The following is a 12,440-nucleotide window of genomic DNA, read 5'->3' as shown; positions in this document are numbered from 1 at the left end:
TGTCACCGGCCGTCGCCCGGCGCCGGTCATGATCGACTCGGTTTCCTTGAAGGCGCGGCGTTGGTGGCTGAAGGATGGCGCGGTTTCCAGGAACCCGAGTTGATCCTGGTCATGTTGATCCTGGTCATCAGGACGATCCCTGTCGCCAGCCGCGGCTGACCAGGGCGCCGCGCACCTCTCTCAGCACCGCCGGGAACTCGCCGTGCAGCCGTCGACTGGTCACGTGCAGGACCAACCAACCCGCGGCGACCAGCTGATTCAGCCGACGGCGGTCGCGGTGCAGCTGCTCTGCGTCGGAGTGCCACTTCCCGTCGTACTCGACCGCCACCCGATATTGCGGCCAGGCCAGATCAGGGTGCAGAACAATGCCGGTGGGCAGGCGTACCGGATGTTGAACCGCTGGGCGCGGCATCCCGCCCAGCACCAACCGCACGCGTAGATGGGACTCCGGCGGAGACTCGGCTCCGCCGTCGGCCAGGTCGAAGACCCAGCGCGCTCGTCGCCCACCGGGTCGGTCAGCATTGCGGGCAGCCAATGCTGTCAGGGTGTCGCGTTCGGCCAGCCCCTGCCCGAGCAGCGAGTCGACGATCGCGACCGCCCGGACCGGGTCGAGCCACACAGCCGTCTCCCAGGCGGCCCGCCCCGGGTCGGACCGCGGGATCGGGAGGTCCCGCTCCCTGGACCTGTTCGGGCTGGCCGCCGCCCACCCATCGCCCCGACCCGCCACCACCAAGCCCCGTGCTCCGACGGGCACGGCGGTCGGGCGCGACAGTTGCCGTGTTGGGCGTGGTGACATTCCGGCGGCAGGTGGGCGGTTCACTCCCGTAGGTCGCGCTGCATCACGTGGACGTCCAGCGCTCGACGGTCGCCCTGCGGCTGGCGGCCGGTCTGCGTCTGGCATTCGCCCTGCGGCGGGCGATCGTCCCGCGTCGGGCAATCGCCCTGCGGCGGGCGGTTGGCCTGCGTCCGGCATTCGCCCTGCGGCTGGCGATCGGTCTGCGTCTGGCATTCGTCCCGCCCCGGGCGGTCGTTCTGCCCCGGGCGGTTGGCCTGCGTCCGGCATTCGCCCTGCGGCTGGCGATCGGTCTGCGTCTGGCATTCGTCCCGCCCCGGGCGGTCGTTCTCCCCCGGGCGGTCGTCCTGCGTCTGGAGGTCGGATTGCGGCCGATTGATGTCCTGAGGTCGGCGGACGGCTCGCGTCCGGTGGCCGGCGCGCGTCCGATGGTGGTCTTGTGCCTGCCGGTCGTCGTGTGGTTGGCGCGGCCAGCTCAGACGTCTCGCTCGCCGGGAGCGGGGTGATGGCGTTGACGTGCACGCGGAGGCCGCGCTGTGGGCCGATCCGCAGCGGTCGAGGCACGAGGACGTGCACATCGTCGGTGAAGCTCGCGGCATGTTGGACGCCGTGCAGGTAGGCGGCCGACGGGCCGCCGACCACCACTCCGGGCGGTAGCCGGAGGAGTGCGGCGCGACACGCGAGGGCATGGTCTCGGTCCAGCCGCGAATCGGCGTAGATGTCGTGGCGCAACCGCACCCAGGCGGAGTTGCGCAGCTGATGTTCGGTGAGCAGGCCGTCCCGGACAGCGTCGGAGCCGCGGAAGACCTGCCAGGCCAGGGCATCGGGGCGATGCGGACGTAGGGGCATGCCGAGCAGCCTGCCGACCACCGATCGGCCATCGAAACCCCTGTGGACAACCCGGCCCGCGCGTGCCGCCGGACCTGTGGACAACCACGAATCCGCCTGCCGATCGTGCTATGGCACTGGCCGGGACGGCCGGCCAATCAGGCATCGGGACCGCTGGTGGGCGGTGATCGACTCGCGTTCCCGGAAGTCGGGCGGTCACCGGCTTCGGGACACCGCGACTTCCGTGAACCCGAGTTGATCAAGCCGCAGAGGCCGGGCACGTGCGGCGGTGAGGGGGCGGGGTCAGCTGAGGGCGGTGCTGATGGCTCGGGCGGCGGCCAGCACCTGGGGGCCGATGGTGTCGACTTGCAGTGGGGCGAGCGCGACCACGCCGACGCTGGCCTCCAAGCCGGGTACGCCGAGCACCGGTGCGGCCACCCCGTACGCCCCGGCCTGCAACTCTCCACTGCTACTCACCGGCTCTGCCACCCCGGCTCGGCCGGCCAGGATCGCCCGGCCTGCCGCTCCCCGGTCCAGTGGATGCCGTGCCCCGGCGCGGTACGCGACGTGGAACGACGTCCAGCTCGGCTCCACCACGGCCAGGGCGACGCCCTCTCCACCTTCGACGACTGTCAGATGCGCGGTCGCGCCGGCCTGTTCGGCGAGGCGACGTAGCGCGGGCAGCGCGCCCTCGGCGAGCAGCGGCTGGGCGCGTCGGGCCAGGTGCAGCAACCCGGCTCCGAGGCGCAGCCGACCGTCTCCGTCGCGGCGCAGCATGCCGTGGCCGGTCAGCGCGCTGACCAGCCGGTAGACGGCGGCCCGGCCGACGCCGAGTCGATTCGCGGCCTCCGTGACGGTCAGACCGCCGGGGGCGTCGGCGACCAGGTGCAGCAGCCGCAACCCCCGGTCCAGCGTCTGCGAGGTCTCCCCGCTCCGCCCAGCAACCGCGTCGGCCGGTCTCATGCCAGCGTCGGCCGGTGTGAAGGCCGCGTCATCCGGCCCGGAGGCCGGTGCGAAGGCCGCGTCGCCCGGCCCGGAGGCCGCGTCGTCCGGTCCGGAGGCCCGCCCGGAGGCGCGTCCGAAGGCCGCGTCGCCCGGCCCGGAGGCCCGCCCGGAGGCGCGCCCAAAGTCCGCGTCGCCTGGCCCGGAGGCCCGCCCGGAGGCCGTGTCGTGCGGCCCGGAGGCCCGCCCAAATTCCGGGTCGGGCAGTCCGAAGGTCGGGCCGGTGGGGCTGGTTGGCGGGTCACCGGAGCCACCGGATCGTGCGGTCGCATCCACGCCTGGCAGCGTACGACCCGGCACCGGCGGACCCGGACAGGCACGGACAGCTACCCTTGTACGGTGACGCTACGCCTGTATGACACCGCCACCCGATCGGTGCGGGACTTCGTCCCGCGGGAAGCCGGCAAGGTGGGGGTCTACCTGTGTGGTCTCACCCTCCAGGCCCCGCCGCACATCGGCCATCTTCGCTCCGGCGTCAACTATGACGTCCTGCGCCGCTGGCTGTTGGCCGCCGGCTACGAGGTCACCTTCATTCGCAATCTGACCGACATCGACGACAAGATCCTGGTTAAGGCGGGCGAGCAGGGTCGACCGTTCTGGTCGATCGCGTACGCCAACGAGTTGCTGCTCGCCGAGTCGTACCGGTCGTTGAACGTGCTGGCGCCCACCTATGAGCCGCGCGCCACGGGGCACATCCCCGAGATGCATGAGCTGATCACGAAGTTGATCGCCGACGGCCACGCGTACCCGGCGAGTGACGGTTCCGGCGACGTCTACTTCGACGTGGCGTCCTGGCCGGCGTACGGGTCGCTGTCGGGTCAGTCTCCGGACGCCATGCAGTCGGCCGGGGACGCCCCGGATCGGGGTAAGCGGGACCCGCGCGACTTCGCGCTGTGGAAGGGTGCCAAACCGGACGAGCCGGCGGACGCCTACTGGCCCTCGCCGTGGGGGCTGGGCCGTCCGGGCTGGCACATCGAGTGCTCGGCGATGTGCTGGCGTTATCTCGGGCCGGAGTTCGACATTCACGGCGGTGGCCTGGATCTGACGTTCCCGCACCACGAGAACGAGATCGCCCAGTCCCAGGCGGCCGGGTTGCCGTTCGCCCGCTACTGGGTGCACCACGGTCTGCTGAGCATCGGCGGGGCCAAGATGGGCAAGTCCGCCGGTAACGCGCTGGGCCTGGCGTACGTGGACTCGCTCGGGGTGCGGCCGGTGGAGTTGCGCTACTACTACGCTGCCGCGCACTACCGCTCGGTGATCGACTACTCGGAGGATTCGCTGCGGGACGCGTCCACCGCGTACCGGCGGATCGAAGGGTTCGTGCAGCGGGCCGCCGAGCGGGTCGGTGCTGGGCAGCTCGGCGAGTTGCCCGCCGGTTTCGTCGCGGCGATGGACGACGACCTCAACACGTCCGCCGCGTTGGCCGTGCTGCAACAGCACATTCGGGACGGCAACACCGCGCTGAGCGTCGGCGACGATGTGACCGTCCGCACCACGCTGGCCGTGGTGCGGGCAATGCTGGATATTCTCGGGATCGACCCCCTCGACCCGGCCTGGACCGGTGGCGGCCCATCGGACGATCTTCGTGCGGTGGTGGACTCCCTGATCGCGCTGGCCCTGGAGCAGCGTGCGCAGGCGCGGGGCCGCAAGGACTGGGCCGCCGCGGATGCGGTGCGTGACCAGCTCAAGCTGGCCGGCGTGGTGGTCGAGGACACCCCCCAGGGCCCCCGTTGGACTATTGGAGAGCAGGACTGATGGCCGGCAACTCGCAGCGCCGTGGCCGGCGACTGACGTCGAAGGCAGGCGCCCCCAAGGGCACCGGCGGCAAGAACAAGGACTCGTTGGCCGGGCGGGGTCGCACCCTGCCCGCGGACGAGCGGCCCTGGCACAAGGGCTACTCGGGCACCGAGAAGCTGCCCCAGCGCACCGCCTGGAAGCAGGACAAGGAGCGCCGCGCGGCGGCCGAGGAGGGGCGCGCCCCCAAGATCGGTCAGCCTGGCAGCAAGGACACCACCTGGGGCCGGGGCGGCGGTCGGGGCGTACCTGTCGGTCGGGGTGCCAGCGGCGGGCGGGGCGGCAAGCCCACCGGGCGGTCCGGCCCCCGGGTCACGCCGGGGCGCAAGTCCAACCCGTCCAAGGACACGCCGGAGCTGCTGGTCGGGCGTAACCCGGTGCTGGAGGCGTTGCGCGCCAACGTGCCGGCGACGGCGCTCTACACCGCGCAGGGCATCGACATGGACGACCGGGTCAACGAGATCATCCGGACCGCCGCCGACCGGGGCATCGCCAACCTGGAGATCAGCCGCGCCGAGCTGGACCGGATGACCGGCGGGGTGCTGCACCAGGGCGTGGGCCTGCAGGTGCCCCCCTTCGCGTACCAGCCGTTCGAGGACATGGTCGCCGCTGCCCTGGAGCAGCAGGCTCCGCTGCTGGTCGCGCTGGACGGTGTCACCGACCCGCGCAACCTGGGCGCCGTGATCCGGTCGGCTGCCGCGTTCGGCGCGCAGGGTGTCTTCGTACCCGAGCGTCGTGCCGCCGGGATCACCGCGACCGCCTGGCGGACCAGCGCCGGCGCGGCCGCGCGGGTGCCCGTGGCGCAGGTGACGAACCTGACCCGGTCGCTGAAGGCGTGCCGCGACGCCGGCTTCATGGTCGTCGGCCTGGATGCCGACGGCGACACCGACCTCTACAACCTGGAGGCCGCTGTCGGTCCGCTGGTGGTGGTGGTCGGTTCCGAGGGGCGTGGTCTTTCCCGCCTGGTCGGGGAGACCTGCGACCTGACGGTCAGCATCCCGATGATCTCCGAGGTCGAGTCGCTCAACGCCAGCGTGGCCGCGGCGGTCGCCCTGGCCGAGGTCGCCCGTCGGCGCTCCGTCGAGCTGTAACGCACGTCCACGAAGGCCCTCTCCCGCCGAGCGCGGGAGGGGGCCTTCGTGGTCAGATCTGACGGGTCCACGCGACGAAGAGCAACGCCCCGGCAACCGCCATCAGCAGCACGGTCGGAAGCAACCAGAGCGAGCCCCGCTCGCCGTCCAGGCGTCGGGTCAGCCGCTGGTGCACGGCGGCGATGCCGATCAGGGCGGCCAGCCCGGCGGCGGCCATCGGCAGGCCGACCAGGAAGTGCGCCAGCCACGCGCCGGCCCGGGTCGGGCCACCCCAGGAATTGTCGTACGGCCCCGGGTCCACCACCCCGTAGAGCACGCCGCGCAGCACCATCAGCAGTTGAACGCCGAGTGGCAGCAGGGCCACGGCACCCACGAGCAGGCTGAGCAGCGCGTGGCCGAGCACCGCGACCGTGCCGGGCCGTCGGCCGGGCACCGCGGTCGGTGGCATTCCGAGCAATCCGGTACGCAGGGCACGCCAGCGTGCGACGGCGGCACCGGCCCCGCCCAGCGGGGCGGTCACCAGCGCGAGTACGGCGACCGGGACCAGCGTCGCGCAGTAGGCGAGGCTGCGGCCGGCCAGGCGGGCGATCCGGTGCGTCCGACGACGGGCGGTCGGGTGGGCGGTGACGATGGCGGACACGGCGTCTCCTCGGGTTCGGAATGCCGTGACGGTACGAACGTCATCGCCCGTGCCGAATCACCCCACAGAGCCATCCCCGCGCTGGCTCCACAGGGTGACAACCCCCGCCGGTACGACGAAGGGGCGGCCCGCCGAAGCGGACCACCCCTGTCGGTTGCGTTACGTCAGATCCGGCTGCCCGTGGAGGCGTGGAAGACGTGGCTGCGACCGGCGACCGGCTTGACGAACACGGTGTCACCCATGTTCGGCATGTTGCGCCGGTCGGTGCGGACGACGAAGCGCTCCGAGTTGCCACCCAGCGCGGCGTGGCCGTAGACGTTGGCGTCCGAGCCGAGGTCCTCGACCAGCTCGACCACGACCGGCATGCCGCCCTCGGTCGGGCTGACCAGCTCGCAGTCCTCCGGACGGAAGCCCACGGTGACCTTGCCGTCGCCACCCTCTGCGCGGGCCGCCTCGACCTGCTCGCGGGTCAGCGGGATCTGCAGCTCGGCGAACTCGGCGCCCCGCTCGTTCAGCGGAACGGTCTTGATGTTCATGGCGGGAGAGCCCATGAAGCCGGCGACGAACACGTTGGCGGGGGTGTCGTATAGCGCCCGCGGGGTGTCCACCTGCTGCAGGACACCGTCGAGCAGCACCGCGACCCGGTGACCCATGGTCATGGCCTCGACCTGATCGTGCGTGACGTAGACAGTGGTGACGCCCAGCTTGGCCTGCAGCGACGCGATCTGGGTACGGGTCTGCACGCGGAGCTTGGCGTCGAGGTTCGACAGCGGCTCGTCCATGAGGAAGACCTGCGGCTCGCGGACGATCGCCCGGCCCATCGCGACACGCTGACGCTGACCACCGGAGAGCGCCTTCGGCTTACGGCTGAGGTATTCCTCCAGCTGGAGCAGCCCGGCCGCCTCCTTGACCCGCCGGTCGATCTCCGACTTGGAGGTCTTGCGCAGCTTCAGGGCGAACGCCATGTTCTCGTACACCGTCATGTGCGGGTAGAGGGCGTAGTTCTGGAAGACCATCGCGATGTCACGGGCCTTCGGGGGAAGGTGGGTGACGTCACGCTGGTCGATGTAGATCGAACCGGCGTCCACGTCCTCCAGGCCGGCGAGCATCCGCAGGCTGGTGGACTTACCGCAACCGGAGGGGCCGACCAGGACGAGGAACTCGCCGTCGCCGATCTCGAGGTCCAGCTCGTTGACGGCGGGACGCTCTTGGCCCGGGTAGACCCGGGACGCCTTGGAATAGGTGACCGTAGCCATGGTGAAGCGCTTCCTTTCACCGGCAGGAACGTGCCGGACGATCCGAGTGAAGGAGCAACCGGCACGTGTCCGTGCCGGTCAGCGGACGGCGGCCCGGTCGCGGGGGGCGCCAGGTCGTCGTCCGTGTCAGTGAACCGTAAACGCGTTTACCCGTGCTGCCAAGGCGGGGGGCCGTCGAACCCACCAGGCGGGCTACGCATTCCGGTCACTCGGGCACGGTCATACATCAATCGACGCAGTGTGAAACGCGTCTGCGTCGGGATGTTGACGATTCCCGTGGTCGGGAGGCCTCGCGATCGGGATTACCGGACGTCAGTCGCTATGCTGACCTCGACGCACGCGCCCCTGTAGCTCAGCTGGCCAGAGCACTCGCCTTGTAAGCGAGATGTCGCCGGTTCGATCCCGGCCGGGGGCTCCAATTTCACAAGGCGCACGGCTTGACGGATGGCATGTAGGGAAAAGCGCTCAACGAGACTCAGGACGCAGGGGTCAGCTGAGGCCGTCGGATGAACTGTCGATCGCGGGCGGCGACCGAAGCCGTTGGGCTGGCCGCTCGGAGGATGACGTCGAGGACCAGGTCCGGATCCGCTACGTAGGCGCCGCTGGCCCATGCGGCGTTTGCCTCGATCACGGCCCAGGAGCCGTCGACAAGTCCTACGTCCACGACGATGGCGGAGGGCAGCGTGTGCCCGTAGCCGGCGACGAGGTCGGTGCCGAAGGCCGAGCCCACGCGCGCCGAGAAACCGGTCCAGGCCACCACCGCCGTGCCGTCGCCGACGCCCGACGTCCGCGCCGAGTTGGTCGCGGGACTCCAGCGGTCGCAGGGGGTTGCGCACCGGTACGCGGTGCGCGGCGGCCTGCCCGAAGGGCAGAAGGTCGCCGGCACGGGCGCCTTCGACCCGAAGAAGCGCCGTTTCCAGAGCACGGTCTCGGTCACCGGCGGGAAAGACCCGTCGGCGGGAAGCCGGATCGTGATCGGCACAGACAGTTACGTACGGCCGTCGGACGAGAAGGACTGGGTGCACGTCGATCTGAAGCGAGTGAAGCCCGACAATATCTTCCTGCGCTTCGACTGGGCCGACCCGACCGGTCTGAAGGCGTTCACCTCGTCGATCGTCTCGGTGGACCGCGTCGACCCGCACACCTACACCGGCCGTTTCGACCCGAACGGCAAGGACGCCACTGCGTTCCTTCCCGTGGGTGCGCCGAGCATCGTCTCGATCGGCACACGCCTGTCGCCGTTCACGATCACCACCGACGACCAGGGCTGGGTCACCTCGATCAAGGTGGAGCTGAGCCCCAGCAAGGGCCCGAAACTGACGATGACCACCACCATGAACGATCACGGGAAGCCCTTGAAGATCAACGCGCCGAAAGGTGCTGGTGAGGCCGCCGACTTCTATTACTGCAAGTGACAGTCCAGCCGTACCCGATCGGTGTCACTCCTGGCGCACGGTGCCCCACAGCCGTGGGTGGCGGTGGTGGTCGCGGGATGCCCCGAGCCGAGCGGCGGGTTGGTCGACCGGGCGACGGAGTTCCTGGCGGTAGCCTGGGGCCGGGCGGTGAGCGGAGCGAGACCGGGGGGTCGATGAGTCGCGCTGTGGAGGAGTCGAACCGGGCGATGCTGCGCGCCCGGGACGCGATGGACCGGGCGTACGCCGAGCCGCTGGACATTCCCGCGTTGGCCCGGATCGCGCACGTCTCGGAGGCGCACTTCATCCGTACCTTCCGGGCCACCTTCGGTGAGACCCCGCACCGCTACCTGCAACGTCGCCGGGTGGAGCGGGCGATGGCGTTGTTGGTGGAGACCGAACGGGACGTAACGGATATTTGCTACGCCGTCGGCTTCGGCAGCCTGGGTACGTTCAGCCGGACGTTCCGGCAGATCGTCGGGGAGTCGCCCTCGGATTTCCGGCGGCAACGCGTTGCGCCGGCCAACGTGCCGTCGTGCTTCACCAAAGCCTGGACCCGACCCAGCAGTTTTGGATAAGCAGCAGGTCACGGCCTACCTCTAGCGTCATGGGCATGACAATGAACGCGATCAGCCGCTCCCAGATATACGTCCTCGACCAGGACGCCGCGCTTGACTTCTACGTCAACAAGCTCGGCATGGAGGTCAACACGGACCAGGACCTCGGCTTCATGCGGTGGTTGACGGTCAACCTGCCCGGTGACCCGGAGCGGGAGATCCTGTTGGAGAAGCCGGGCCCGCCCGCGCTGGACCCGGCCACCGCCGAGCAGGTCCGGGAGCTGCTCACCAAGGGTGCCCTCGGTGGGTACCTCTTCATGACCACCGACGACGCCCGCAAGACGCACGAGGATCTTGTGGCGAAGGGCGTCGAGATCACCGACGAGCCGACCGAGCGCCCGTACGGGATCGACTTCGGCATCCGTGACCCGTTCGGCAACCGGATCCGCATCGGCCAGATGTTCCACCGGGCGTAGGCGGCGGGCGACGAGCCAGGCCGCGGCGTCTCCGGTGGTACGACCGGCCGCTGTTGGTCGGGAGCGTCTGCTGCTGATCGGCGGGGTGCTCGCCGGCCCGATCTTCGTCGCCTCGGCGATCGTGCAGGCGGCGACGCGGGACGTTCGGCCTGGCGGTGACGGCCAGCTGGCTGTGGGTGTCGGTCACCTTCGCGCGGGCGGCGTCCGCTCGGGCCGACTGAGCCGACGGCCGCAGGACAGCACCGGGAGGTGCGGGTGGAACCCGTACCTCCCGGTGTGTTGGGGTGGGGCCATGGCGACCCGATTGCTGTACCTGACCCGCCACGCCGAGCAGGATCTGTCCGAGCTGAGTGGGCCAGATGCCGGCGAACCGGATACCGGCCTGTCGGAGCGCGGCCGGCGGCAGGCCACCCTGCTGGGCGAACGACTGCGAGCCCGCCGGTTCGCCGCCCTTCATCACGGGCCGCTGCGCCGGGCCGCGCAGACCGCCGAGCTGATCGCCAAGTCGCTGCCCGAGGTTCCGGTGTACGAGACGGAGTTGGCCGGCGACCACCTCCCACACGACACGGACCCGGCTGGCCTGCCGCCCGCGTACGCCGAATTTCTGACCCAGTTCTCGGCGGCCGAGCGGGTCGACGGGCCGCGAGTGACGGCGGACGCGGTACGGCGGTTCGCCGGCCCGGTCGGCGAGGGGCCTGCCGGCGGTGAGCCGGTCCGCGAACTGGTCGTGACGCACAGCTACCTGATCGCCTGGCTGGTGCGGCATGCCCTCGACGCGCCGGAGTGGCGGTGGCTGGGCTTGAACTCGCACAACGCCGGGCTGACCGTGATCCGGTACAGCGCGGCCGGCCCGCCGAGTCTGATCGCCGTCAACGATGTGGCGCACCTGCCGCCGGAGCTGCGGGGCACCGGCCTGCCCCCCGACTATCTGACGTAGGTCTCGGTGGCCCGCAGCAGCAGCTTGACCACCGACTGGGTGGCCGGCGGCGGGGTCCCGTCGTCCGGGCAGGTGGTGTATCCGGTGTCGTTGCTGGCCACGGTGAGGCGGTAGTGCATCACGTCCGAGCAGCGGGTCGCGGTGGTCGGCTGTCGCGCCTCGGTGGCGAGCCGGGGGTCGGCGGCCAACCCCGCGAGGGTGCCCTGGTCGGCAGGGGTGAGCCGGCCGTTGCGCCGACTGCCGGCCCGATCCGTCACGGTCCACTGGCCGTCCGGCTCGACGACGATGGACTCACCGCGCCCGGCGAAGCCACCGGAGATTCGCAACGTCACTCGGGGGGCCACACCGTTGGCCCCGGCGCTGACGGTGGGTGCGGTGGTCGGCTGCGAGGTGCCGGTGGCCGGGGCAGTCGGGCCGGCAGCGGTGCTCGCCGAGGGCTGGGTCGAGGTGGTGGTGGGGGCTCGGTCGACGCTGGTGCAACTGGTCAGCAGCGCGGCCAGGAGCGCGACAGTGACGACGGTCGTCGATGCGGGTCTCATCCCCGTCGGACGTACGACCCCGACCATCGGTTCCCCCGGCACGAACCACACCCGACCGCCCACGCCATCTGATCCAGGCTGTTTCCAGCGGTGCGCGTACGCCGGGCGGAGTCGGCAGAGGCGGCCGGCGGGCCGCGCCGCGACGACATCTCCTGGGCTGCCCGGCAATCCTCGGGCGCGCGCCGTTATGGGCGCCGCACCGGTGTGCCGCCGATCGGCCATTGGCGGCGACCGCACGAGCGGCGCGGGAAGGGAGCGGATGTGTCCGACGCGGAGTTGACAGTCGAGGTGACCGGGCCGGTCGTCACCGTTGTCATCAGCAACCCGGCCCGGCGCAACGCGATGACCGCAGCCATGTGGCGTCAGCTTCCCGAACTGCTCGACCGGCTGGAGCCCGACCCGGCCGTACGGGCGTTGGTGCTCACCGGGGCGGGCGACGCGTTCTGCGCGGGCGCCGACCTCGGTGACCTGGCCGAGCTGCTCGACGCCGGTGACGCCAGCATCGCGGTGGCCGCCGAGGAACGGCTGGCCCGGTTCGCCAAGCCGACAATCGCCGCCATCCGAGGCGCCTGCGTCGGGGGTGGGGCTCAGCTCGCGGTCGCCTGCGACCTGCGAATCGCCACGGACGACGCCCGTTTCGGCGTACCGCCGGCCCGGCTCGGGCTGGTCTATCCGGCACCGACGACGCGCCGGCTGGCCCGACTGGTCGGCCCGTCCGCCGCCAAGCATCTGCTGTTCACTGCCGAGCTGATCGACGCCGAGCGGGCCCTGCGGATCGGCCTGGTCGACGAGGTGCTGCCGGCCGACCGGCTCGCCGCACGGGTGGACGAACTGACCGCGACGATCGCCCAGCGGTCGCCGCTGAGCATCGCCGCCGCCAAGGAGATCATCGACGATCGGGCCGAGCCGGCACGGATCGCCTGGTGGCACCGGAAGGTGGTGACCACCGGCGAGGCCCGGGAAGGGGTCGCGGCGATCACCGAACGGCGTACGCCCCGCTTCGCCTGGCGACCACCGACCGACGACTGACCTCAAACGCTGCTGCGCGATCATTCGGAGCTGACCGGCTGGCGTCGCACCCATTGCGATATTTCGATCCCGGGTACCCGGTTCTC

At 71.0% G+C, this 12,440-nt stretch carries 14 protein-coding genes and 1 tRNA gene; 9 read left to right on the top strand and 6 right to left on the bottom strand.

Annotated features, from left to right (window positions below; genetic code table 11):
- Positions 1 to 127: 127 nt before the first annotated feature.
- The gene (locus ABZU74_RS07335) at positions 128 to 619 is read right to left on the bottom strand and encodes a DUF559 domain-containing protein (RefSeq protein WP_355419438.1); all 492 of its coding nucleotides are present in this window, start codon (positions 617 to 619) and stop codon (positions 128 to 130) included.
- A gap of 224 nt (positions 620 to 843) precedes the next feature.
- On the opposite strand from ABZU74_RS07335, the gene ABZU74_RS07330 reads away from it, so the two are divergent.
- Positions 844 to 1,299: a hypothetical protein gene (locus ABZU74_RS07330; protein ID WP_355419436.1), complete on the top strand. Its 456-nt coding sequence runs from the start codon at positions 844 to 846 to the stop codon at positions 1,297 to 1,299.
- 625 nt (positions 1,300 to 1,924) lie between these two features.
- On the opposite strand, the gene ABZU74_RS07325 is transcribed toward ABZU74_RS07330, so the two are convergent.
- On the bottom strand, positions 1,925 to 2,584 hold the full coding sequence (locus tag ABZU74_RS07325; protein WP_355419751.1) for a helix-turn-helix domain-containing protein: 660 nt from the start codon (positions 2,582 to 2,584) through the stop codon (positions 1,925 to 1,927).
- Positions 2,585 to 2,962: 378 nt separating this feature from the next.
- Between ABZU74_RS07325 and cysS the strand changes: the two genes are divergently transcribed.
- Entirely contained in the window at positions 2,963 to 4,378 is a 1,416-nt protein-coding gene (gene cysS / locus ABZU74_RS07320) for a cysteine--tRNA ligase (protein ID WP_355419434.1), read from the top strand.
- Complete coding sequence (gene rlmB, locus ABZU74_RS07315; protein WP_355419432.1) at positions 4,378 to 5,508, top strand: 23S rRNA (guanosine(2251)-2'-O)-methyltransferase RlmB; 1,131 nt, start codon at positions 4,378 to 4,380, stop codon at positions 5,506 to 5,508. The genes cysS and rlmB overlap by 1 nt, the downstream gene beginning before the upstream one ends.
- A gap of 52 nt (positions 5,509 to 5,560) precedes the next feature.
- Here rlmB and ABZU74_RS07310 read toward each other — a convergent pair whose 3' ends face one another.
- Positions 5,561 to 6,148 carry a hypothetical protein gene (locus ABZU74_RS07310; protein WP_355419430.1) on the bottom strand — a complete coding sequence of 196 codons (588 nt, stop codon included), beginning with the start codon at positions 6,146 to 6,148 and terminating at the stop codon, positions 5,561 to 5,563.
- 164 nt (positions 6,149 to 6,312) lie between these two features.
- Positions 6,313 to 7,404, bottom strand: a complete 1,092-nt coding sequence (ugpC, locus tag ABZU74_RS07305) for a sn-glycerol-3-phosphate ABC transporter ATP-binding protein UgpC (protein WP_355419428.1) — start codon at positions 7,402 to 7,404, stop codon at positions 6,313 to 6,315.
- A gap of 341 nt (positions 7,405 to 7,745) precedes the next feature.
- On the opposite strand from ugpC, the gene ABZU74_RS07300 reads away from it, so the two are divergent.
- Positions 7,746 to 7,822: transfer RNA gene (locus tag ABZU74_RS07300), tRNA-Thr, on the top strand.
- Between the two features lie 57 nt (positions 7,823 to 7,879).
- On the opposite strand, the gene ABZU74_RS07295 is transcribed toward ABZU74_RS07300, so the two are convergent.
- Positions 7,880 to 8,134, bottom strand: coding sequence for an ATP-grasp domain-containing protein (locus tag ABZU74_RS07295; RefSeq protein ID WP_355419426.1), 255 nt, complete (start codon positions 8,132 to 8,134; stop codon positions 7,880 to 7,882).
- On the opposite strand from ABZU74_RS07295, the gene ABZU74_RS07290 reads away from it, so the two are divergent.
- The 4 genes from ABZU74_RS07290 to ABZU74_RS07275 all read left to right on the top strand — a co-directional run bounded on the left by ABZU74_RS07290 (position 8,115) and on the right by ABZU74_RS07275 (position 10,786).
- The gene (locus ABZU74_RS07290) at positions 8,115 to 8,819 is read left to right on the top strand and encodes a hypothetical protein (RefSeq protein WP_355419422.1); all 705 of its coding nucleotides are present in this window, start codon (positions 8,115 to 8,117) and stop codon (positions 8,817 to 8,819) included. The two genes, ABZU74_RS07295 and ABZU74_RS07290, sit on opposite strands and share 20 nt — an antisense overlap.
- Before the next feature lie 173 nt (positions 8,820 to 8,992).
- Positions 8,993 to 9,394 carry an AraC family transcriptional regulator gene (locus ABZU74_RS07285; RefSeq protein WP_355419420.1) on the top strand — a complete coding sequence of 134 codons (402 nt, stop codon included), beginning with the start codon at positions 8,993 to 8,995 and terminating at the stop codon, positions 9,392 to 9,394.
- A gap of 35 nt (positions 9,395 to 9,429) precedes the next feature.
- Entirely contained in the window at positions 9,430 to 9,849 is a 420-nt protein-coding gene (locus ABZU74_RS07280; RefSeq protein ID WP_355419418.1) for a VOC family protein, read from the top strand.
- A 292-nt stretch (positions 9,850 to 10,141) separates the two neighbouring features.
- Positions 10,142 to 10,786 carry a histidine phosphatase family protein gene (locus ABZU74_RS07275; protein WP_355419416.1) on the top strand — a complete coding sequence of 215 codons (645 nt, stop codon included), beginning with the start codon at positions 10,142 to 10,144 and terminating at the stop codon, positions 10,784 to 10,786.
- On the opposite strand, the gene ABZU74_RS07270 is transcribed toward ABZU74_RS07275, so the two are convergent.
- The gene (locus ABZU74_RS07270; RefSeq protein ID WP_355419414.1) at positions 10,774 to 11,325 is read right to left on the bottom strand and encodes a hypothetical protein; all 552 of its coding nucleotides are present in this window, start codon (positions 11,323 to 11,325) and stop codon (positions 10,774 to 10,776) included. The genes ABZU74_RS07275 and ABZU74_RS07270 overlap by 13 nt on opposite strands.
- A gap of 261 nt (positions 11,326 to 11,586) precedes the next feature.
- On the opposite strand from ABZU74_RS07270, the gene ABZU74_RS07265 reads away from it, so the two are divergent.
- Positions 11,587 to 12,354 (top strand): enoyl-CoA hydratase/isomerase family protein, encoded by a 768-nt coding sequence (locus ABZU74_RS07265; RefSeq protein ID WP_355419412.1) that lies wholly within the window; start codon positions 11,587 to 11,589, stop codon positions 12,352 to 12,354.
- Positions 12,355 to 12,440 lie beyond the last annotated feature (86 nt).

The organism is Micromonospora sp. NPDC005171 (genome assembly GCF_040608575.1).
Classification (GTDB): Bacteria; Actinomycetota; Actinomycetes; order Mycobacteriales; family Micromonosporaceae; genus Micromonospora.
Note: the sequence above shows the minus strand (reverse complement) of the source record. Positions and strands in the feature narration are given on the sequence as shown.

What these genes read in the sequence shown, in the direction of transcription:
- ABZU74_RS07325 (WP_355419751.1), bottom strand. Translation starts at nt 2,584, where the DNA reads ATGAGACCGGCCGACGCGGTTGCTGGGCGGAGCGGGGAGACCTCGCAG.
- rlmB (WP_355419432.1), top strand. Translation starts at nt 4,378, where the DNA reads ATGGCCGGCAACTCGCAGCGCCGTGGCCGGCGACTGACGTCGAAGGCA.
- ugpC (WP_355419428.1), bottom strand. Translation starts at nt 7,404, where the DNA reads ATGGCTACGGTCACCTATTCCAAGGCGTCCCGGGTCTACCCGGGCCAA.
- ABZU74_RS07285 (WP_355419420.1), top strand. Translation starts at nt 8,993, where the DNA reads ATGAGTCGCGCTGTGGAGGAGTCGAACCGGGCGATGCTGCGCGCCCGG.
- ABZU74_RS07280 (WP_355419418.1), top strand. Translation starts at nt 9,430, where the DNA reads ATGACAATGAACGCGATCAGCCGCTCCCAGATATACGTCCTCGACCAG.
- ABZU74_RS07275 (WP_355419416.1), top strand. Translation starts at nt 10,142, where the DNA reads ATGGCGACCCGATTGCTGTACCTGACCCGCCACGCCGAGCAGGATCTG.
- ABZU74_RS07270 (WP_355419414.1), bottom strand. Translation starts at nt 11,325, where the DNA reads ATGAGACCCGCATCGACGACCGTCGTCACTGTCGCGCTCCTGGCCGCG.